We start from the raw sequence: 19187 nt of genomic DNA on the forward strand, positions 1-19187 counted from the left end.
CTATGAAATTCAAACTATTGTTTAGTTATCGTTTTCTATTGTTTATCTTAAGTGTCATCGGTGTTTATCTGCAACTCACTAAGCATGGTGGCTTTGGGATGATGCTTTATTACACCATTTTGTCTAACATGTTGGTCATGTTCTTCATGGGAGATATGGTTTGGCGCATGCTTCGTGGTCGTTCGACCCAGACCCAGGGCTATCTTCGCTTGAAGGGTGGTGTCACCATGTCTATCATGATCACCTGTGTCATCTACCACTTCATGCTAGCACCGATCGCGACACCTGAGAAGTTTTACCGCTTGGAAAACTTCCTCTGTCATTACATTGTTCCTTTGATGTTCTTCTTTGATACCCTGGTCATTGATAAACCCAAACAGTACCGTAAGTCGGATCCATTAGCTTGGACCTTGCTTCCTTTGCTCTATATGGTCTTTGCATTGATAAACGGTTTGGTCCTTAAATGGCCAGTACCTGGCGCTAAAGACAGTCCTTTCCCTTATTTCTTTATCAATGTCAATCGTTTTGGCTGGCTCTATGTCGCTAAGATGGCGACGATCATTTTTGTCGCTTATTTAATAGCTGGATGTGGCCTGTTTGCCCTGAAGAGGATTGGTAAAAAAGGAACAGATCATTATTAAATAGAAGATTTGTTGATAAAAATCCGAACATTAGTAGAAAAAAATAAGTTTTTTCTTGCATCCCTCTATAAACTGTGATATAGTATGGATAATTAAATAGTCCTTTAATCCTGTCCCGTGAGGCAGGCAAGGAGTCTGATCAAAATAAGAGGTGAACTAGATGCGTTCTAGGTCTTATCTCTTAGTATTTTTCTGAAGCCTCCTTGATAAAGGGAGGCTTTTTTCTATCAATTAGGAGGAAAAGATGAAGATCAAAGAAGTCGTTGATGATCTGACCATGAAGCGGGCTATTACTCGCATCACCTATGAAATCATCGAACGGAATAAGGATCTGAGCCAAATTGTTTTGGTAGGGATCAAAACTCGTGGCGTATTCATTGCCAATCGCATCAAAGAACGGTTAGCACAACTAGAACAAATAGAAGTTCCAGTATGTGAATTGGATACCAAGCCTTTCCGTGATGATATCAAAGTAACAGAAGATTCAACCGTTTTACCAGTAGATATTACTGGCAAAGATGTCATCCTGATTGATGATGTCCTTTATACAGGTCGGACCATTCGAGCAGCCATCGATAATCTTGTCAGTCGGGGACGTCCATCTCGTGTCAGCCTTGCTGTCCTAGTGGATCGTGGTCATAGAGAATTGCCGATCCGACCAGATTATGTTGGAAAGAACATTCCAACAAGTCGATCAGAGGAAATCATTGTCGAGATGACTGAGCTGGATGGTCAAGATCGCATCTTGATCGAGGTGAGTGAATAAGGTAGTTTTCAAATCGTCGCTATATACAGGAGTGACTGAGGAAGCTTCCTGTATTGTTTTCACATATGCATATCTTTGGAATGGAGTTACAACATGTCTACAAATCAAATCGCACTTAAAAACCTTGTCTCAATGGAAGCTTTATCAAACGAAGAAGTTATGGCCTTGATTAAGCGTGGTATTGAGTTTAAAAATGGAGCAAAAGCTCATTATGATGAGCAACATATCGTGGCTAACCTCTTCTTTGAGTCATCAACACGTACGCACAAAGCATTTGAAGTGGCTGAGTTGAAATTAGGTTGTGACCTCCTTGACTTTGATGTGAAAACGAGCTCTGTAAACAAGGGTGAAACTCTGTACGATACCATTTTGACCATGTCAGCTCTCGGAGTTGATATCTGCGTCATCCGTCACCCAGAAGTAGACTACTACAAGCAATTGATTGAAAGTCCAACTATCACAGCCTCTATTGTCAACGGGGGAGATGGATCTGGTCAACACCCAAGCCAAAGTTTACTAGACTTGATGACCATCTATCAAGAGTTTGGTCACTTTGATGGACTTAAGGTTTGTATCGCTGGTGACTTGGATCACTCACGGGTGGCAAAATCAAATATGCAAATCTTGAAACGTTTGGGAGCAACCCTCTACTTTGCAGGCCCAGACGAATGGAGAAGTGCGGAATTTGAAGAATACGGAACCTTTGTGACGATTGATGAAGTGATCGAAGAAGTTGATGTTATGATGTTCCTCCGTGTGCAACACGAGCGTCATGATTATGAGTCTCTCTTCTCAAAAGAGAACTACCATCGTTTGCATGGCTTGACACAAGAACGCTATGATCGTATGAAAGACACAGCCATCTTGATGCACCCAGCTCCAGTAAACCGTGATGTGGAGATTGCTGACCACTTGGTAGAAGCTCCTAAATCACGCATCGTGGAGCAAATGACCAATGGTGTCTTTGTCCGCATGGCTATCATCGAAGCGGTTTTAGCTGGACGTAAATAATAGAGTAAGAAAATAGAAAGGATAAGTGAGGGAGTCTACAAAAAGGTGGTCTTTTCTCACTTTTCTTTTTGGAGTTTGTAAGGAGAATTTATGGTAAAACGTCTCTTAGTATTAGAAGATGGGACGGTTTTTGAAGGAACTGGTTTTGGAGCTGATACATATGTCAGTGGGGAATTGGTCTTAAATTCTGCCATGACGGGTTATCAGGAGTTGATTACCGACCAGTCCTATAAGGGGCAAATATTAGCCTTTACTTTTCCAGTTATTGGTACAACTGGGATAAACCGAGATGATTATGAATCTATTTTTCCTGGGTGTCTAGCAGTGGTAGTGCACCAATTAGCGAGTCATCCCAGTAATTGGCGCAAACAGTTATCCTTAGATGCTTACCTGAAAAAACACAATATTCCAGGGATCCAAGGAGTCGATACTCGAAAGCTGGCTAAAATTGTCACTGAACATGGAAGTATGAAGGCTACAGTGGTCAATGAAGGGGATGCGATTGAGCATATCTTAGACCAGCTCCGGGCAACTGTCTTGCCTTTTGACCAAGTCCGCCAGGTGTCGACCAAAACCCCCTATGCTGCACCAGGATTTGGGAAGAGTATCGTCTTGATCGACTTGGGATTACGGCATTCCGTTTTGCGTCAATTGATTGCACGAGGTTGTAACGTCACGGTCGTTCCTTATTCAGTTAAATTGAAGGAATTAAAGGATTTGCAGCCAGATGGCATCATTCTATCCAGTGGTCCAGGGAATCCTCATCATATCGATGGTATTTGCCAGGTTATTGCTAAAATCGATCCTCATATTCCGATTATGGGGATCGGCTTGGGGGCGGAATTACTGGCCCTTGCCCACGGGGGAAGCCTCACCAAACTAAAAAGTCCTCATCGAGGACTTAACATTCCTGTAAAAGAAGTTGCTACTGGAAAAGTCGAAATCACTAGCCAGAATCATCAGTACAACATCGAGCGTGATACTCTTCCACGAGATTTTCTGATCACCCATGAGGAGCTTCATGATCACTCTATCGAGGCCTTTCGTCACCGCTATCTTCCCTTGATAGGTGTCCTCTACCATATTGAGTCCAGTCCAGGACCAAGGGAAAGTCTTTATTTCTATGATGAATTTATGGATTTGATTGAAAGTAAATTAGACGAAAGAAGGGAGGAGTTATGGTCATGAATCAAGTAACGCTGTTGTGTGCAGAATCCTTCAATGATGTCAGTTTGCTTGGAGCACTCACGTCTTGTCCCTTATTAAAAGAACGTGGTTACCAGACAGAAGTCCTCTATTGTGGAGACGAGAACGACATCACCAAAGAAGCAGGAAATGCTGTTTCCGTTATTCGTTTAAAATTGGATAGTCTAAAAGAAGCCCTTCTAGCGACGAAAACCAAAAATTTACTACTGTCATTTGCGGATAAGCAAGTCCTTGGGCTATTATTTCGATTGGAGGAAATTGGGTTTCTCAAGGAACACAAGATCCGTATTCTAGGAACTTCGCTTAGACAGTACCGTACCTTTTACCACCAGGCAGACCAAAAGTCTTTTCTACAGGACTTAGGTTATCAAGTTCCTTCCTCATCCTTGGTTTCGACAGTCAGAGAGGCTATTGAGTTTTCGGAGCAGATCCAATTCCCTATTGTTGTTTGGCCGCTTGCCAGCAAGCATGGGCAAGGTCGTCGGATTGCTAATAACTTGGATGATTTATGTGATGCTGTCGAAAAAGGACTAGAAGTATCACCACAGGCTCAGTGTTTGCTGGAGTTTTCAACGGTTGGTTTCAAGGAGTTGGAATACATCGTTGTCCGAGATCGTCAGGATAATTATTACCTTGCGGGAAACATTGAGAGCGTCGACCCGGTGGGGATCCACTCCAGTGATTCTTATCAAGTCATCCCTAGTCTGACGCTGACGGATACCGAGCATCAGACCTTGAGAGAGGCAGCATTGTCTATTGTCCGGCATTTGAGACTGGTTGGAGCAACTTCCATCAAGTTTGCGCTAGATCCAAAGAGTTACCAATTCTATATTCTTGAGGTCAATCCATTTGCTTCGGATTCCTTCTCGACCATGTCCATGGCCTTAGGTTATTCGATTTACCACCAGGCCTTATGCTTAAAGTTAGGCGACCACCTTTTGGACCTTCCTCACCCAACGATGAAGGGTCTTACAGCCCTGTTTGAACCCACTCTAGATCGTATTTTCTTTAAACTACCCGTCTTTCCGATGGAAAAGGTGACAAAAGTTCTCAATACACAAATTCATTCAGTTGGTGCAATTCATGGGTTTGGTACTAGTTTGGAAGAAGCCTATCAGCAAGCCGTTGAAAATTTTGGTTCGGATCAATGGCCTAAGCATATTCTAAAAGAGGTTTCGGACGATGAACTCATCCAACGGATTGCCAAACGAATGCCATATCGCTTCTCATCTATCTTAGAGGCATTTCATAGAGGATTCGAGATGGAAGAAGTGAGTGACCTGAGCCGAATGGATCCGTTTTATCTCCAGTTTTTATATAATCTTTACTTGTATGAGCGACAAGAGAAGGAACAACTATGTCCTGAGCTAAAATTACGTCCTTTGGATTTAACAGCTGGATTCGGTCAAGTTGGCGAAAAGGTTTCTTACTATACTTCGATCTGTGGCGAAGATGAGGCACCAGATTGGAGTCAATGGACCTTATTGCTTGATAAAACTTCACCTGAGGATCAAAGTCAGATTCTTAGACTGATAGATCGCTTGAAGCAGGAGCATGAAAAGGGAAGAAAAGTAGCCCTTCTGACACATCGTCCTTTTGCAGGACATGCAGCAGATACTTGCTTGCGAATCCCTCTTTCAATTTATGAGACTTACCAAGACCAGATTAACAGCCAGTTTGGTCAAGTAGAATATTTGGATGAATAGAATAAGAGCTTCGGTCAAGATAACCGAAGCTCTTTTAGGATAAAAACAAACTGTTTATTATATAAAATAGTTAGCTGACTATTTAAAAACATGAGCTCATTTTTTGATACAGTTAAGTAGTTCTAAAACTTTCCGCAGTGAGAAAAGTGCCTGAAACTATTTTGTTTCAGGCACTCGGGAGTTTTGAGACCTTAGGCTCAAAACTAAGTCATGGAACTTCTTGGAAGTTCGCTGACGTCCGTACTCACCTAAGGAAAGTTTCCAAGTAGATTAAATATTTTATCTGAAATTCTTTGGTTATTTTAACAGAAGAAATTTTAAAAACAAAACACTGGATTAGGAATGGCTAACAATTCCGATGATGGTATCCACTGCACGTTCCATGGTTTGAAGGCTGACGTATTCAAAGCGACCATGCATATTTTCGCCACCAGCGAAAAGGTTTGGAGTTGGAATTCCCATAAAGGAAATCTTAGAACCGTCTGTACCACCGCGGATAGGTTCGATGATTGGCGTAATGCCCAAATCTTCCATGACTTCCTTAGCTAGGTTGACTGGTGTCATATCTTTCTCGATGACCTGTTTCATGTTGTAGTACTGGTCTTTAAGTGTCAAGAGAACACGTTCGGCACCAAGTTCTTGGTTCATCTTGCTTGCGATGTCTTCCATCATGGCTTTACGGGCTTCAAAGTTCTCAGTCTCGAAGTCACGTATAATGTAGCTAGTATTCGCTTCCTCAACAGTCCCCTCGATATTCATCAAATGGAAGAAGCCTTGGTAGCCATCTGTTTTTTCAGGGCGGTCTTCTTCAGGGAGTTGATTGTGGAAGTCAATGGCTAACTGGAGGGCATTGACCATTTGGTTCTTAGCAGTACCTGGGTGCACATTGCGCCCTTTAAAGGTAATTTCAGCTCCTGCAGCAGAGAAGGTTTCGTATTGCAATTCACCAAGAGGACCACCGTCCACTGTATAAGCGAAGTCTACATTGAAATCTTCTGCATCAAACTTATCTGCTCCGACTCCGATTTCTTCATCTGGTCCAAAGCCAACTCGGATTTCGCAGTGTTTGATTTCTGGATGAGCATTCAAGTATTCGATGGCTGTCATAATCTCAGCAATCCCTGATTTGTCATCTGCACCAAGAAGGGTCGTACCGTCAGTAGTGATCAAGGTTTGACCTTTGTAGTTATGGAGGTTAGCAAAGTCGGCTGGATCAAGTGAATAACCAGAATCACCAAGAGCAATAGTGCCACCATCATAGTTTTCGATGACTTGTGGGCTGATATTTTCCGCATTGAAATCAGCTGTATCCATATGAGAGATAAAGCCAATCTTTCGGGTAAGACTTGGATCGTTTGCTGGCAGCGTTCCAATCGCAAAACCGTTTGGAAGATAATAAACATTTTGCAGTCCAACTCGTTCCATTTCAGGAAGAAGTACATTCTTTGCAAACTCTACTTGAGAAGCTGTACTAGGAGTTGTTGTTGAAGTCTCATCAGAGCGAGTGTTGACTTTGACATAGGTTAAAAAACGTTCTAATAATGTTGGGTATTTCATTTGTTTTTCCTTTTCTAGTTCTGTGCTTGTAAAACATATCGCTTGATAGCAGTAGCGACACCGTCTTCTTCGTTAGAAGTAGTAGTGACATCAGCCAAAGCTTTAATAGCAGCTGGAGCATTGCCCATAGCAACTCCAAGACCCGCGTACTCAATCATTTCAATATCGTTGTTCTCATCGCCGATAGCCATGACCTCTTGCCTTGGTATTCCCAAGTATTCAGCCAGTGCCTTTAAGCCGGTCGCTTTATTTACCCCCTTAGGAAGGATCTCAAATAGGATCGGTTGGGAGCGAATAGTGTGGAAGCGCTGGGCTAATACTTCTTCATAGGTTTCTTGAAAGACATCAATCTGCTCTATCTGATCAATAAACATCCCTTGGAAAATCGGTTGTGCCTCAAGAATTTCTTCTAGGCCAAGTGACACAGGGACTGCAGAAACAATGCTAGCATCCATTTTAGCTATTTCAGAAGGTTTCCGATTCAAAATGATATAGCGATTTAAATCGAATAAACTCAATTGAGGGTAAATCTCCTGAGTCAGTTGATCAAGATAAACCAAATCTTCTTCAGATAAGGCATTATAACTGATGACAGACCAATCTGATGATTTGACAGTTGTACAACCGTTGTTAATCACAGAGTAGGAGTGATTACTTTTGAAGCCAATTTCTTCAAAAATTGGACGTACACCAGAGAGAGGGCGACCTGTACAGATAACGACGTGTACACCAGCAGCTTCAGCATCCAAAAGAGCCTGCTTATTAGCAGGACTAATGGTTTTGTCTGGTGATAAAAGGGTCCCATCTAAATCAATAGCAACTAATCGAATCATAGCTCATCCTCCTTAGCTGGTAGAAAGCTAGCAATGACTTTTCCGATGACTCTCGGTTCCTCCTCTAAAGGAATAATCTTATCACTATACTTTTTATTGAGGGAAACGAGACGAATCCCTTGGGCTTCACGAAAGACACGCTTGATCAAGGTCTGCCCATCGTACTCAATAGCATAGATGGCACCAGCAGTATCGTAGAAAGTTTGCTTGATTAGGGCAACAGATCCCTTTGGATATTTAGGTTCCAGCGAGTCTGTATGAATCCAAAGTGCTAGATCATAAGCTAGTTTTTGATCAAACCAAACCAAATCTCCCTTTGAAGCACTTTGACTTGCAGCATAACTGTCGAAGACTGTATATGGTGTGTATTTCTTCTCGATACGTTTCCGTTCAGCCTGTAAAACCAATAAGCGATTAGCTTCCTCTAAGAGTGTATTTTGAAAATCTTCATCCAGTTGCTTATAGATAAACTCAATCTTAGAATCCTCCAAGGTATCTGGTTGACCATAACGAGGATCTAAATCAGAAATGGGGATTTCAAAGAAGCTAGCAATCTTTTCTAAGTTCTCACTAACTGGGAGAGAAGTCCCTTTTACATAGCCAGTCAAAGTACTAGCTGGGATACCAGTAGTACGAGATAAATCGACCTGTCTCTTATTCTGAACCTTTAATAGTTCTCTTATTTTTTCGGAAATAATGCGCAAAGCCTCTTTATCTTGTGGGCTTGCTTTTCCACGTCCTCTTGCCAAGAGCTTCACCTCCTTTTTACATTACAACTCATTATAGCGAATTAAATCGAAAAAGTAAATAGAAATCCTTTATTCTTCATTAATTATTTTTATTCGAATTAAATAGAAATACAAAATATTCTATTAATATATTGTAAAACTTGATATTTTTAGGTATAAGGTCTAAAATAAAGAAAAAGACTTCATGGAGGTAGAAGTATGATTCGGACCGTTCAAATTAAAGATGCAGGTCAAATTCGTGATTTGTGCCACCAGACATTGGGGTATGATTCGACCCTTGAGAAAGTAACAGATCAGATCGATAAATTCAATCAGCCAGATTCGGGTCACTTTTGCTTTGTTTACGAAGAGGACCAAACTGGGAATATTTTAGGCTATGTCGAAGCAGAAGCCTATGAGAGTATATATAGCGATCCAGGTTTAAATGTTTTAGGACTAGCTGTTTTTCCTTCTGCTCAAGGACGTGGAATTGGTCGGCAATTGATGGAGCGAGTTGAAGCTCTTGCTCGAACTCATAACTATTCCTTTATTCGTTTGAGTTCTGCCTCTCATCGTAAAGATGCCCATGTTTTTTATGAACATATAGGTTATGAAGGAAATAAAACACAGAAGCGATTTTTGAAAATAATGGATTAAGATAGGCAAAGGCCTATCTTTTTTGTTATAATATACTGAATAGTTTTATAAGGATGAAAAAATGAATTTAGAAGAATTAAAGAAACGACAAGAGAAGATTCGGAACTTCTCGATTATCGCCCATATTGACCACGGAAAGTCAACCTTGGCGGACCGAATCTTAGAAAAAACTGAGACCGTTTCTAGTCGGGAAATGCAAGCCCAGCTCTTGGACAGCATGGATTTGGAACGGGAACGTGGGATTACCATCAAGCTTAATGCCATCGAGTTGAATTACACGGCTAAAGATGGGGAAACCTATATCTTCCACTTGATTGACACACCGGGACACGTGGACTTTACTTATGAGGTTTCTCGTTCGCTGGCTGCCTGTGAGGGTGCGATTCTCGTAGTGGATGCGGCTCAAGGGATTGAAGCTCAGACCCTAGCCAATGTTTACTTGGCGCTGGATAATGATTTGGAAATTCTTCCAGTCATTAACAAAATCGACTTGCCAGCTGCAGATCCAGAACGGGTACGAACAGAAGTAGAAGACGTCATTGGTCTGGATGCCAGTGAGGCAGTCCTAGCTTCAGCCAAGGCTGGTATCGGGATTGAAGAGATTTTGGAACAAATCGTCGAGAAAGTTCCAGCTCCTACTGGGGATGTTGCTGCTCCATTGCAAGCCTTGATCTTTGACTCAGTATACGACCCATATCGTGGAGTTATCCTTCAAGTTCGGGTGGTCAATGGTATAGTGAAGCCTGGCGACACCATCCAGTTGATGAGCAATGGCAAGACCTTTGATGTGACAGAGGTAGGGATCTTTACTCCTAAAGCAGTTGGTCGTGATTTCCTTGCGACAGGAGATGTTGGTTATATCGCAGCTTCTATCAAGACTGTTGCAGACACTCGTGTCGGGGATACTGTGACTTTGGCGTCCAATCCAGCAGCTGAGCCTCTTCATGGATACAAACAAATGAATCCAATGGTCTTTGCTGGTCTTTACCCGATCGAATCCAACAAATACAACGATCTTCGGGAAGCTTTGGAGAAGCTGCAATTGAATGACGCTAGTCTTCAATTTGAGCCTGAAACATCTCAAGCCCTTGGTTTTGGTTTCCGGTGTGGTTTCTTAGGACTCCTTCATATGGACGTTATCCAAGAACGTTTGGAGCGCGAGTTCAATATTGACTTGATTATGACAGCGCCGTCTGTAATCTATAAGGTCAATTTGACAGATGGAGAAGTGCTGGATGTGTCCAATCCGTCTGAGTTCCCAGATCCAACCAAGATCGCTTCGATCGAAGAACCTTATGTCAAAGCGCAAATCATGGTGCCGCAAGAGTTTGTCGGAGCTGTCATGGAATTGGCCCAACGCAAACGTGGGGACTTTGTGACCATGGACTACATCGACGAAAATCGGGTTAATGTGATCTATCAAATCCCACTGGCGGAAATAGTCTTTGATTTCTTTGATAAATTGAAATCTTCTACGCGTGGTTATGCGAGCTTTGACTACGAGCTGTCTGAATACCGTCCATCTAAATTGGTTAAAATGGATATCCTTCTTAATGGCGATACCGTCGATGCTCTCAGCTTTATCGTTCACAAGGACTTTGCCTATGAACGTGGTAAATTGATTGTTGAGAAGCTCAAGAAGATTATCCCTCGTCAACAGTTTGAAGTGCCTATCCAAGCAGCCATCGGTCATAAGATCGTTGCACGTACAGATATCAAGGCTCTTCGTAAGAACGTCTTGGCCAAGTGTTATGGTGGGGACGTCTCACGGAAACGGAAGCTTCTTGAAAAACAAAAAGCCGGTAAGAAACGGATGAAAGCTATCGGATCTGTAGAAGTACCACAGGAAGCCTTCTTGTCAGTTCTTTCAATGGATGAGGAGTAAGCTTCTCTCTGAAATATTCCAACAAATCAAACGTCCCGCTAGGGGCGTTTTTCTATCGGACTAGACAAATAGCGCTTTCAAATCTTCATTGAACGTGATAAACTAGAGGTATCAAAATCCATCACAAAGGAGAGGAAAGATGAAAAATAAGTTCCTACTAGCGACTGTCTCGGTCTTATCAGCTATTGCCCTTGTAGCTTGTAGCACACCTAAAAAAGAGTCTAGAAAACCATTGTCATCTGAATCTAGTTCCACTGAGGTGGTAAAAAAGAGTAAAAAATCCTCTAGTAAAAAGACTTCTAGCAAGGTAGAGTCAAAATCATCGGATGATACCAAGAGTTCTGTCGAAACCAAACGGGTTGGTTCTGCAGATTATGGTTATATCGATATCCCAAGCAAGTGGATTAAATTTACAGATATAGATGGCGGAGACAGCATTCAATTTACAGATGGAAGTGCCTACAATATCGTTACCATGAACGGGTATACCAAAGAAAAAGCAAATGTCGGTGAAGGGGAAGTCTTCAACGCAGAGTTGATTGCCAACCGAATTGCTTATTATTGGAAAGACAATAAAGAAGTAGAGAAAATGTGGGGAGCGAAGACCACTGTCTCAGGGAATGAAGCCTTGCAGCTGAATATTATCCTTAAATCTGGACAGTACCTCATTACTTGGGTCTTCCAAAAGGATGATAAGGTATACTTGATGTCTTTTGAAGGGGATCCAGAGACCCTGGCTCAATTCATTCCTTACATTGAGGAAACTTGGAGTTTGGATGAAAAAGGTCCAAAAGCCTAAGTTCTTATGAAGAATAAGCCAATATGTCCAAGCTCAAAAGCGTCTGATAAAAGTCATGAGGCGATGGAAAAGTAGCTACTATGGGAAATTGATTTCTTTTAATCGAAGATCTTGAGGGTAGGATAGAATGAGTGGTGTCTTCCATTTGTTTTAACCTGCTCTTTTTTGTTGAGTATGGTATAATGATCTTATTCATTTAGCAATTAGAAAGTAGTTTATGTCTCAAGAAATTGATTTAGAAAAATACCATCAGTTAGCGGTTCAAAAGCAAAAGGAGCACCGCAAGGTATTGGCAAATCTGAAAAAGAAGCCGCCTAAAAATCTAGATAAAATAGCCCAAGAGATTCACGATGAAGTCTTTCAAGAAATTGATTGTACCGCCTGCGCCAACTGCTGTAAGACCCTAGGCCCCGATTTTAAAGAAGCAGATATCACGCGCATCGCCAAGTATTTCAAGATGAAGCTTCCCGCTTTTGAGGCGGAATTTCTTCAAGTCGATGAAGATGGGGATAAGGTTTTTAAAGCTATGCCTTGCCCCTTCCTTGAAGGTGACAATCTCTGCTCCATCTACGATGTGCGTCCCAAGGCTTGCCGAGAATTTCCTCATACAGATCGCAAGAAAATCTACCAGATCAACCATCTGACTATCAAGAATACCCTCACTTGCCCAGCAGCCTATTTATTTGTAGAAAAATTGAAGGATCGTTTATAATGACATATACATTTTTACTTTTTGACTTAGACCACACCTTGTTGGACTTTGATACAGCGGAGGAAGTTGCCTTAACGCAATTTCTTCAAGATCAGGGGGTTCAAGATATTCAAGCTTTTAAGGATTACTACAAACCCATGAACCAAGGGCTCTGGAAGGATTTGGAGCAAAAGAAGATTAGCAAGAAAGACTTGATTAACAGCCGGTTTGCCATCGCCTTTGCCCATTTTGGAAGACAAGTAGATGGTGAAGAGATGGCCTTGCGCTACCAGGACTACATTAGTCAACAGGGACAGACTTTCCCAGGAGCAGAAGACATGTTAGCTAAGCTAGTAGAAAGAGGTTACCAGCTCTACGGTGCTACCAACGGCGTTACTGCCATTCAGCAAGGGCGTTTGAGGCAGTCATCCATCACCCCTTATTTCAAAGAAATTTTCATCTCTGAACAATTAGGGACCCAAAAACCGGAAGTGGCCTTTTACGAAAAGATTGGGAACCTGATCCCAGGATTTGCTAAGGAACAAGCTCTCATGATTGGGGATTCTTTGACGGCGGACATCGCTGGAGGCAATGCTGCGGGGATTGATACCGTCTGGTACAATCCGGATCACAAAGAAAATACCAGTCCAGCAGTGCCGACTTATGAAGTGGATTCTTATGAGGCCTTATTGGCGCTCTTGCGAAAAGATTAGCCTAGTACGGATAACAGTTGCTTTCAGTTAGAGGTAAAAAGGAATTGACCTGAAAAGAAGGAGAGTGTAAACGGGGATAAATGATTAGAAAGAGTTTATTTTTTCAATTTCTTATTCGACTAGCTTATATCCTCCTATTAGCTGGTGCAGCTTTCTATCTGTTATTCTTGTTAAATGGGATGGATTGGGATCAAGCTACTATCCAGGAAAGAAAAGGGTTTCGAGCGTGGATTATGCTTGGCTGTACGGTTTCTTTCATTCTCATTCGGCAAGTATTCGAATTTGTTCGTCTGATTTGTAAAACAAGCAGAAAAGGCAGAGAGTTTTCGCAGGAATGGATCGAATCAATCTCTTTGCAGGAAATAGAGAAGGAAGCGGAATTCAGAGAACCGAGGTTGAAATTACTTGTATATAAGGGCTATTTGATAACCTATCGGTCTTGTTTCGACTATCTGAGAATAGATGAGGACATTTGGAAAATCCAACTTCAGAAATTTCAAAAGTATAGTTATAGTAGATACTCTGGTAGAAACAAATCACTTCTTCCTCCTAAGTATTTTCTTGTGTTAAGGGATTTTGACTACAAGGAATACTATCTCGCTATTAGCTATCAGAAAGAGGAGTGGCATCACTTTTGGTCCTATCTGATCAGGGAATATCCATGGATAGAGTGCAGCGGTGATGTGGAGGAACATCAAATATAAGCGTTTCTTTAAGAATCTGAACAAGCTTTGTTCAAATTTCATTCCATTACAAACTAGCTCTCGGGCTAGTTTTTTGTTATTATGGATAAATGATTATATTTAAACAAATACCATTCAATATTAAGAAATGGGTCGGCTACCTAGTTCGTGCATTCTTCACGGTGGTCGCTCTCTTGATTTGTTTTCTCTTTTATTTTACTAATCAAGAAGAAAAAGAAATCCAACAGCAAATTTCTGGATTTTATAAGGAAGCGGGATTTAAAGGAGACCTACATTTTAAAGCAACTAAACTCCATGGGATGTCGACCAAATATGCTTATAGCTATCAAGAAAGAGTTGAGGGAAAGACGGTTCAGTTTGACTTTCCCGATGCGACTCATCTATCAAAAGAAGAAACTGGGAAAAACTATGACACGGCAGGAGAACTGGCTCAACATTACAACAGTTGGTTAGTAGCTCCGTTCTTCGAAAGAGCCTTTACGGAATCTCAAGGATTTCAACAAGTGACGCAAGAGATAAAAGAGCGATTTCATCAACAAGGCCTCGAGGTAAGCGAGGTTCGTCTTCAGTTACCAATCCAAAATCCCGATTTTGAAGATCAGTTAGCAAGAGACTTACTGGCTGCTGAAAAAGCTGGAGACACAGATCTTCGAGGGATTCTGACCTTGGATTATGCTACCTACCGCCAAATTAAGGGATTTTCCTTTACCATTACAGTGACTTCCCTCGCCAAAGAATTTGAAGGGAAGCACTTGGATGTATCCGGTTTTCCCCCTGGGAACTATGTGATTGAATCGGATTCCAAAAATGAAGGATCTTATTACTTTGAGATCGATTAAAAAAATTTCAATAGTGTCAAGTTTTTTTCTTGACAGGTCTATAAAATGTGTTATAATAGAACATGTGCTAAATAGCTTGTCTATTTCACCGAAAATTAAAATATAGAAAAGAGACTTATAAAAATGGCAGTTAAAATTCGTTTGACTCGTATGGGTTCTAAGAAAAAACCTTACTACCGTATCAACGTAGCAGATTCACGTTCACCACGTGATGGTCGTTTCATCGAAACAGTTGGAACTTACAATCCACTTGTTGAAGAAAACCAAGTAACTTTGAAAGAAGACCGCGTTCTTGCATGGTTGGCTGATGGAGCTCAACCTTCAGATACAGTTCGCAACATCCTTTCAAAAGAAGGTGTCTTGAAGAAATTCCACGATTCTAAATTCTCAAAATAATCAAAAAGTAGGTTGATGTATGGATACGATTGAAAATCTTATTATTGCAATTGTGAAACCTTTGATTTCACAACCGGATGCCTTAACCATCAAGATCGAAGATACTCCTGAATTCTTGGAGTACCACCTTGACCTTGATCCTAGCGATGTTGGTCGAGTGATCGGTCGGAAAGGTCGCACCATTTCTGCGATAAGAACGATTGTCTACTCTGTCCCAACTGAAGATAAAAAAGTAAGAATCGTTATTGACGAAAAATAAAAAGGCGGGATTTTATCCCGTTTTTTTTGTTGGAAGACTCAGTAAGCATCGTTGAGAATTGTTGCTGAACATGATAGAATAGAGTGAATAAACTATACTGGAGAAATCATGAATTACTTTAATGTTGGGAAGATTGTCAATACCCAAGGCTTACAAGGAGAGATGCGGGTTTTGTCTGTAACAGACTTTGCGGAAGAGCGCTTTAAAAAAGGAGCTGAATTGGCCCTCTTTGATGAGAAGGATCAGTTCGTCCAAACAGTGACCATTGCTAGCCACCGCAAGCACAAGAACTTCGACATCATCAAGTTTAAGGATATGTACCATATCAATGCCATCGAAAAATTCAAGGGCTTTAGCCTCAAGGTTGCGGAAGAAGACTTGACGGATTTGGATGAGGGCGAGTTTTATTACCATGAGATCATCGGCCTTGATGTTTATGAAAATGACCAGCTAATCGGTCAGATCAAGGAAATCCTGCAACCAGGTGCTAATGATGTCTGGGTAGTTAAACGCAAAGGCAAACGAGACCTTCTCTTGCCTTATATCCCACCAGTGGTGCTCAATATCGATATCCCGGGTAATCGGGTCGATGTGGACATCTTAGAAGGGTTAGACGATGAAGATTGATATTTTAACCCTCTTTCCAAAGATGTTTTCGCCTTTGGAGCACTCGATCGTCGGCAAAGCGCGTGAGAAAGGACTATTAGAAATCAACTACCATAATTTCCGTGAAAATGCAGAAAAGGCGCGCCACGTGGATGATGAGCCCTATGGTGGCGGCCAAGGTATGCTTCTACGAGCGCAGCCGATCTTCGATGCCTTTGATGCCATTGAGAAAAAGAATCCGCGCGTGATCTTGCTAGATCCAGCTGGTCGGACCTTCGATCAAGCCTACGCAGAAGAGTTGGCTCAGGAAGAGGAATTGATCTTTATCTGTGGCCATTATGAGGGCTACGACGAGCGGATCAAGACCTTGGTGACAGATGAGATTTCTCTGGGAGATTATGTTCTGACGGGCGGTGAGCTAGCAGCCATGACCATGATTGATGCGACAGTCCGCTTGATTCCAGAGGTGATCGGAAAAGAGTCCAGCCACCAGGATGATAGTTTCTCGTCTGGTCTCTTAGAGTATCCTCAATACACACGGCCTTATGAATACCGAGGGATGACGGTTCCAGATGTCCTCATGAGTGGCCACCATGAAAATATCCGTCAATGGCGTCTTTACCAGAGTTTGAAAAAGACCTTGGAGCGTCGCCCTGATCTGCTAGAAAACTATGAATTGACAGCAGAAGAAGAGAAGATGCTGGAGCAAATTAAACAAGAAGACTAACAGCCTTAGCTGTTTTTCTTTTGCCCTTAAATTAATAGAAAATTCTTTCTCATCCTACTAGTTATTAGTAACAAAATGTGGTATCCTTATGGAGAGAAAAGAGATATGAAAAAGTTTTGGTGGTGTTTGCAATGGGCAAAAAAATAGGAAAACCAGTCTTCACAACGGGTGTCGCAGCGACAACTCTCTTTTCAGGTTTGGCTGGACATAAGGCGCAGGCGGAGGAAATCACCCAGAAGGACACTGTTGATCAGCAATCGATGGATGTGATTGGAATGGATACAAGTTTTATGGATGTGAATATCTTAAATGAACAGTTAGAAAAAGCCGAAAAAAGAGTTGAAGATCAACGGTTACAATTGAACCAGGCTCAATCTGAATACAATGTAGCCAAGTCTGGTCTTGAAGCTGCTGAAGCTAACTTACAGAATACTGAAACAAGGATTCAAGACTCCAATCAAAGCACTATTGGCAAAACTGAAAATGAAGTTGCGGTTGCTAAAGCAGTTGTTACTTTAGAAGAAGAAAAGGTACGCCAAGCAACAGAAGCCGATCGCCAAGTCCGTTCTGCCATAAAGAATCAAGAGAATAAAATTGCTGCCCAACAGTTGCTTGTTGATATTGCAGGTAATGAATTGAGAAAAGCCAAACAACCCATCCAGAACGATGAGACAGTATTAGCTAACGCACAGCAAAAAGAGGAGCAGGCGCAAAACGGATTAAAAATAGCTCAAGCATTGGTAGTTAATCTGACAGAAACTCATGCCAATGTGCCTCAGGTCTTAAAGCAGGTTTCCAGTGAGATTGCTAGCGCACAGGAGAAAATTGAGCGACTAGCCCATCAAATTTCCCTAAAAGAAGTGGAGTTAGAACAGGTCCGTGAAGCGGCAATGCTAAGTCCCATCAATCTTCAACAGGCAAGCTATGAGGGTTTGCTTCAAGAGTGGGCCAAGGCGGGTGACCAAGGCGCTGTCGATGCCTTGTCTCTTTATAGCCGTAGGAGTGAAGAGGAGCAGCTGGCAGGTGGAAAGGTCACTAGATTAGATAACGTCTTAAAAGCGTTAGAAATCGTAGATACGATTAATCAGTACCGTCGCCAGGCTGGTTTAGAGGAGCTCTTGGTAGATCCTTATCAATTGCCTGCTAGTCAACTTCAAACAGAGTATTATGTTAACCATCGAAAAGGCTTGTCCAGTTACCAAGAGAATGAGAATGTTGCCTGGGGCTATCGACCTAGAGAAGCGGTTGCCTTCTGGTATAGTGAAAAAGACCACTATCGTCAATTAGCCAAGCAATTCAATTTACCGACGGATGAAAGTCAGCTAGATCCTAAACAGATTTCCAGAAAAATGGGACCGGACCTATTTGCTAAGGTTGGCCACTATGTCCAAATGATGGGAAATCAATACAAGGCTATTTCAGTAGCCTATGATCCAGATTTAGAAGTATCTCAAGCAGCTTTCTTTGAAGAAGGAAGCCTGCTTTATACCAGTGAAGAACTGACCAAGTGGATGAGAAAAGTTGCCAATGCAAGGACGACAAAAGCGGATGTGAAGGCTGTAAAAAATACATTGGAGAGCCTAAAGGTCGAAAAGATTAACCAAGAGTCTCGTATCAATATCCTTTCTGGGCATTTATTCGATGTCAAGAATTCTCTTGCAAGTCATGAGCAACTATTGGCGCGTGCTCAACGTAACCTAGCTTCAGCAATGAAGAAATGGCAGGCTGCGTCGATAGAAGTCAAGGAAGCGGAAAACTCACTGGCAGTATCACGGGCTCGGATACAAGGTAGTATTAGCCCGAAAGAAGAAGCCTTGAAAAATGTTGCTCTAGCATTAGAAGAAGATAAAAAGCAATTAGAAGCTTTACAGAATGCAGCGAAAGAGACTGGATCTAAGCTTGAAGGCGCACATGCTCAACTTCAAATCGCTCAAAAACAATTAAAGCAAGCCAAAGGTCATCTGAAACTGTTTACCAATTCATCTGAACTGCTAGTTGATGCCCAAGCCTTGGTGGCTTCCGCAAAAACTGAACTTGAAGAGAAAAAAGTAGAATTTGAAACAGCCTTTGCAAGTTTTATGGCTTATCAAAAAGAAGCTAGTGAGTTCAGGATTCGGATAGAGAAAATTCAATCAAATGAGGATGGAAATAAATCTGCAGTAGCAGGAGAGGAAGAAGTTACTGATCAGGCCCCAGTTTCGTTACTGGCTTCTACTCAATCAGAAGATCACTTGCAAGACGAAGCTAACCTTGAGAAACCTACTGGAAAAGACGAACACAAAAGTAAAAAGGGATTATCCAAATGGTTCCGAGGGCTTGGGTTTAAAAAAGATGAATAGTTGTTAAAGTGAGAGTGGGACAGAAATCGGTAATTCGTTAGAATTCGATTTCGTCGTCCTGCCTCCGCACAGTTGAGTAGGGCTGTAAAAGCTGATGAAATCAGCGTAGTAGAGCCCACTCAAC

The 19187-nt window shown here is 41.8% G+C and carries 20 protein-coding genes; 17 read left to right on the plus strand and 3 right to left on the minus strand.

What is annotated here, in order from left to right; genetic code table 11:
• The first annotated feature begins 2 nt into the window (after nucleotides 1-2).
• The 5 genes from ADH49_RS05790 to ADH49_RS05810 all read left to right on the plus strand — a co-directional run bounded on the left by ADH49_RS05790 (nucleotide 3) and on the right by ADH49_RS05810 (nucleotide 5330).
• Nucleotides 3-641, plus strand: coding sequence for a Pr6Pr family membrane protein (locus tag ADH49_RS05790; RefSeq protein WP_048690638.1), 639 nt, complete (start codon nucleotides 3-5; stop codon nucleotides 639-641).
• Nucleotides 642-885: 244 nt separating this feature from the next.
• Nucleotides 886-1407 (plus strand): bifunctional pyr operon transcriptional regulator/uracil phosphoribosyltransferase PyrR, encoded by a 522-nt coding sequence (gene pyrR, locus ADH49_RS05795; RefSeq protein WP_006596278.1) that lies wholly within the window; start codon nucleotides 886-888, stop codon nucleotides 1405-1407.
• Between the two features lie 93 nt (nucleotides 1408-1500).
• A complete protein-coding gene (locus ADH49_RS05800; protein ID WP_048690641.1) occupies nucleotides 1501-2418 on the plus strand; it encodes an aspartate carbamoyltransferase catalytic subunit in 918 nt (305 codons plus the stop codon).
• A 90-nt stretch (nucleotides 2419-2508) separates the two neighbouring features.
• On the plus strand, nucleotides 2509-3606 hold the full coding sequence (locus ADH49_RS05805) for a carbamoyl phosphate synthase small subunit (RefSeq protein ID WP_048690643.1): 1098 nt from the start codon (nucleotides 2509-2511) through the stop codon (nucleotides 3604-3606).
• A complete protein-coding gene (locus ADH49_RS05810) occupies nucleotides 3603-5330 on the plus strand; it encodes an ATP-grasp domain-containing protein (RefSeq protein ID WP_223363713.1) in 1728 nt (575 codons plus the stop codon). The genes ADH49_RS05805 and ADH49_RS05810 overlap by 4 nt, the downstream gene beginning before the upstream one ends.
• Before the next feature lie 336 nt (nucleotides 5331-5666).
• On the opposite strand, the gene pepT is transcribed toward ADH49_RS05810, so the two are convergent.
• From pepT to ADH49_RS05825, 3 genes are read right to left on the minus strand one after another with little or no spacing between them, the layout of a single operon-like run.
• Nucleotides 5667-6887 (minus strand): peptidase T, encoded by a 1221-nt coding sequence (gene pepT, locus ADH49_RS05815; RefSeq protein WP_048690647.1) that lies wholly within the window; start codon nucleotides 6885-6887, stop codon nucleotides 5667-5669.
• Between the two features lie 14 nt (nucleotides 6888-6901).
• Complete coding sequence (locus ADH49_RS05820) at nucleotides 6902-7720, minus strand: Cof-type HAD-IIB family hydrolase (protein ID WP_048690650.1); 819 nt, start codon at nucleotides 7718-7720, stop codon at nucleotides 6902-6904.
• Nucleotides 7717-8469, minus strand: coding sequence for a LexA family transcriptional regulator (locus ADH49_RS05825; protein WP_048690652.1), 753 nt, complete (start codon nucleotides 8467-8469; stop codon nucleotides 7717-7719). Before ADH49_RS05825 ends, ADH49_RS05820 begins: the two co-directional genes overlap by 4 nt.
• A gap of 198 nt (nucleotides 8470-8667) precedes the next feature.
• Between ADH49_RS05825 and ADH49_RS05830 the strand changes: the two genes are divergently transcribed.
• The 12 genes from ADH49_RS05830 (at nucleotide 8668) to ADH49_RS05885 (ending at nucleotide 19063) form a co-directional block, all read left to right on the plus strand.
• On the plus strand, nucleotides 8668-9105 hold the full coding sequence (locus ADH49_RS05830) for a GNAT family N-acetyltransferase (protein ID WP_048690654.1): 438 nt from the start codon (nucleotides 8668-8670) through the stop codon (nucleotides 9103-9105).
• Nucleotides 9106-9166: 61 nt separating this feature from the next.
• A complete protein-coding gene (gene lepA / locus ADH49_RS05835; protein ID WP_048690656.1) occupies nucleotides 9167-10990 on the plus strand; it encodes a translation elongation factor 4 in 1824 nt (607 codons plus the stop codon).
• Nucleotides 10991-11129: 139 nt separating this feature from the next.
• On the plus strand, nucleotides 11130-11789 hold the full coding sequence (locus ADH49_RS05840) for a hypothetical protein (RefSeq protein ID WP_048690658.1): 660 nt from the start codon (nucleotides 11130-11132) through the stop codon (nucleotides 11787-11789).
• Nucleotides 11790-12006: 217 nt separating this feature from the next.
• On the plus strand, nucleotides 12007-12501 hold the full coding sequence (locus ADH49_RS05845) for a YkgJ family cysteine cluster protein (RefSeq protein WP_048690661.1): 495 nt from the start codon (nucleotides 12007-12009) through the stop codon (nucleotides 12499-12501).
• On the plus strand, nucleotides 12501-13193 hold the full coding sequence (locus ADH49_RS05850) for a YjjG family noncanonical pyrimidine nucleotidase (RefSeq protein ID WP_048690663.1): 693 nt from the start codon (nucleotides 12501-12503) through the stop codon (nucleotides 13191-13193). Before ADH49_RS05845 ends, ADH49_RS05850 begins: the two co-directional genes overlap by 1 nt.
• 80 nt (nucleotides 13194-13273) lie before the next feature.
• The gene (locus ADH49_RS05855) at nucleotides 13274-13897 is read left to right on the plus strand and encodes a hypothetical protein (protein ID WP_048690666.1); all 624 of its coding nucleotides are present in this window, start codon (nucleotides 13274-13276) and stop codon (nucleotides 13895-13897) included.
• Nucleotides 13898-13986: 89 nt separating this feature from the next.
• A complete protein-coding gene (locus tag ADH49_RS05860; protein WP_048690669.1) occupies nucleotides 13987-14736 on the plus strand; it encodes a hypothetical protein in 750 nt (249 codons plus the stop codon).
• 123 nt (nucleotides 14737-14859) lie between these two features.
• The gene (gene rpsP, locus ADH49_RS05865; protein ID WP_006596292.1) at nucleotides 14860-15132 is read left to right on the plus strand and encodes a 30S ribosomal protein S16; all 273 of its coding nucleotides are present in this window, start codon (nucleotides 14860-14862) and stop codon (nucleotides 15130-15132) included.
• Nucleotides 15133-15151: 19 nt separating this feature from the next.
• The gene (kphA, locus tag ADH49_RS05870) at nucleotides 15152-15391 is read left to right on the plus strand and encodes an RNA-binding protein KphA (RefSeq protein WP_003001620.1); all 240 of its coding nucleotides are present in this window, start codon (nucleotides 15152-15154) and stop codon (nucleotides 15389-15391) included.
• 108 nt (nucleotides 15392-15499) lie between these two features.
• A complete protein-coding gene (gene rimM / locus ADH49_RS05875; RefSeq protein ID WP_023023341.1) occupies nucleotides 15500-16018 on the plus strand; it encodes a ribosome maturation factor RimM in 519 nt (172 codons plus the stop codon).
• Nucleotides 16008-16724, plus strand: a complete 717-nt coding sequence (trmD, locus tag ADH49_RS05880; protein WP_048690673.1) for a tRNA (guanosine(37)-N1)-methyltransferase TrmD — start codon at nucleotides 16008-16010, stop codon at nucleotides 16722-16724. The genes rimM and trmD overlap by 11 nt, the downstream gene beginning before the upstream one ends.
• Nucleotides 16725-16855: 131 nt before the next feature.
• Entirely contained in the window at nucleotides 16856-19063 is a 2208-nt protein-coding gene (locus ADH49_RS05885; protein ID WP_048690676.1) for a CAP domain-containing protein, read from the plus strand.
• Nucleotides 19064-19187 lie beyond the last annotated feature (124 nt).

Origin of the sequence: Streptococcus sp. 400_SSPC, from assembly GCF_001072745.1 — a bacterium.
Lineage (GTDB): Bacteria > Bacillota > Bacilli > Lactobacillales > Streptococcaceae > Streptococcus > Streptococcus xiaochunlingii.

Bases quoted from the DNA above. Each gene is read 5' to 3' on its own strand.
- ADH49_RS05860 (WP_048690669.1), top strand. From the start codon at position 13,987: ATGATTATATTTAAACAAATACCATTCAATATTAAGAAATGGGTCGGC.
- ADH49_RS05845 (WP_048690661.1), top strand. From the start codon at position 12,007: ATGTCTCAAGAAATTGATTTAGAAAAATACCATCAGTTAGCGGTTCAA.
- ADH49_RS05850 (WP_048690663.1), top strand. From the start codon at position 12,501: ATGACATATACATTTTTACTTTTTGACTTAGACCACACCTTGTTGGAC.
- ADH49_RS05885 (WP_048690676.1), top strand. From the start codon at position 16,856: ATGGGCAAAAAAATAGGAAAACCAGTCTTCACAACGGGTGTCGCAGCG.
- ADH49_RS05830 (WP_048690654.1), top strand. From the start codon at position 8,668: ATGATTCGGACCGTTCAAATTAAAGATGCAGGTCAAATTCGTGATTTG.
- ADH49_RS05790 (WP_048690638.1), top strand. From the start codon at position 3: ATGAAATTCAAACTATTGTTTAGTTATCGTTTTCTATTGTTTATCTTA.
- ADH49_RS05840 (WP_048690658.1), top strand. From the start codon at position 11,130: ATGAAAAATAAGTTCCTACTAGCGACTGTCTCGGTCTTATCAGCTATT.
- ADH49_RS05820 (WP_048690650.1), bottom strand. From the start codon at position 7,720: ATGATTCGATTAGTTGCTATTGATTTAGATGGGACCCTTTTATCACCA.
- pepT (WP_048690647.1), bottom strand. From the start codon at position 6,887: ATGAAATACCCAACATTATTAGAACGTTTTTTAACCTATGTCAAAGTC.
- ADH49_RS05810 (WP_223363713.1), top strand. From the start codon at position 3,603: ATGAATCAAGTAACGCTGTTGTGTGCAGAATCCTTCAATGATGTCAGT.
- ADH49_RS05805 (WP_048690643.1), top strand. From the start codon at position 2,509: ATGGTAAAACGTCTCTTAGTATTAGAAGATGGGACGGTTTTTGAAGGA.
- lepA (WP_048690656.1), top strand. From the start codon at position 9,167: ATGAATTTAGAAGAATTAAAGAAACGACAAGAGAAGATTCGGAACTTC.
- ADH49_RS05855 (WP_048690666.1), top strand. From the start codon at position 13,274: ATGATTAGAAAGAGTTTATTTTTTCAATTTCTTATTCGACTAGCTTAT.
- rpsP (WP_006596292.1), top strand. From the start codon at position 14,860: ATGGCAGTTAAAATTCGTTTGACTCGTATGGGTTCTAAGAAAAAACCT.
- rimM (WP_023023341.1), top strand. From the start codon at position 15,500: ATGAATTACTTTAATGTTGGGAAGATTGTCAATACCCAAGGCTTACAA.
- trmD (WP_048690673.1), top strand. From the start codon at position 16,008: ATGAAGATTGATATTTTAACCCTCTTTCCAAAGATGTTTTCGCCTTTG.
- pyrR (WP_006596278.1), top strand. From the start codon at position 886: ATGAAGATCAAAGAAGTCGTTGATGATCTGACCATGAAGCGGGCTATT.
- kphA (WP_003001620.1), top strand. From the start codon at position 15,152: ATGGATACGATTGAAAATCTTATTATTGCAATTGTGAAACCTTTGATT.
- ADH49_RS05800 (WP_048690641.1), top strand. From the start codon at position 1,501: ATGTCTACAAATCAAATCGCACTTAAAAACCTTGTCTCAATGGAAGCT.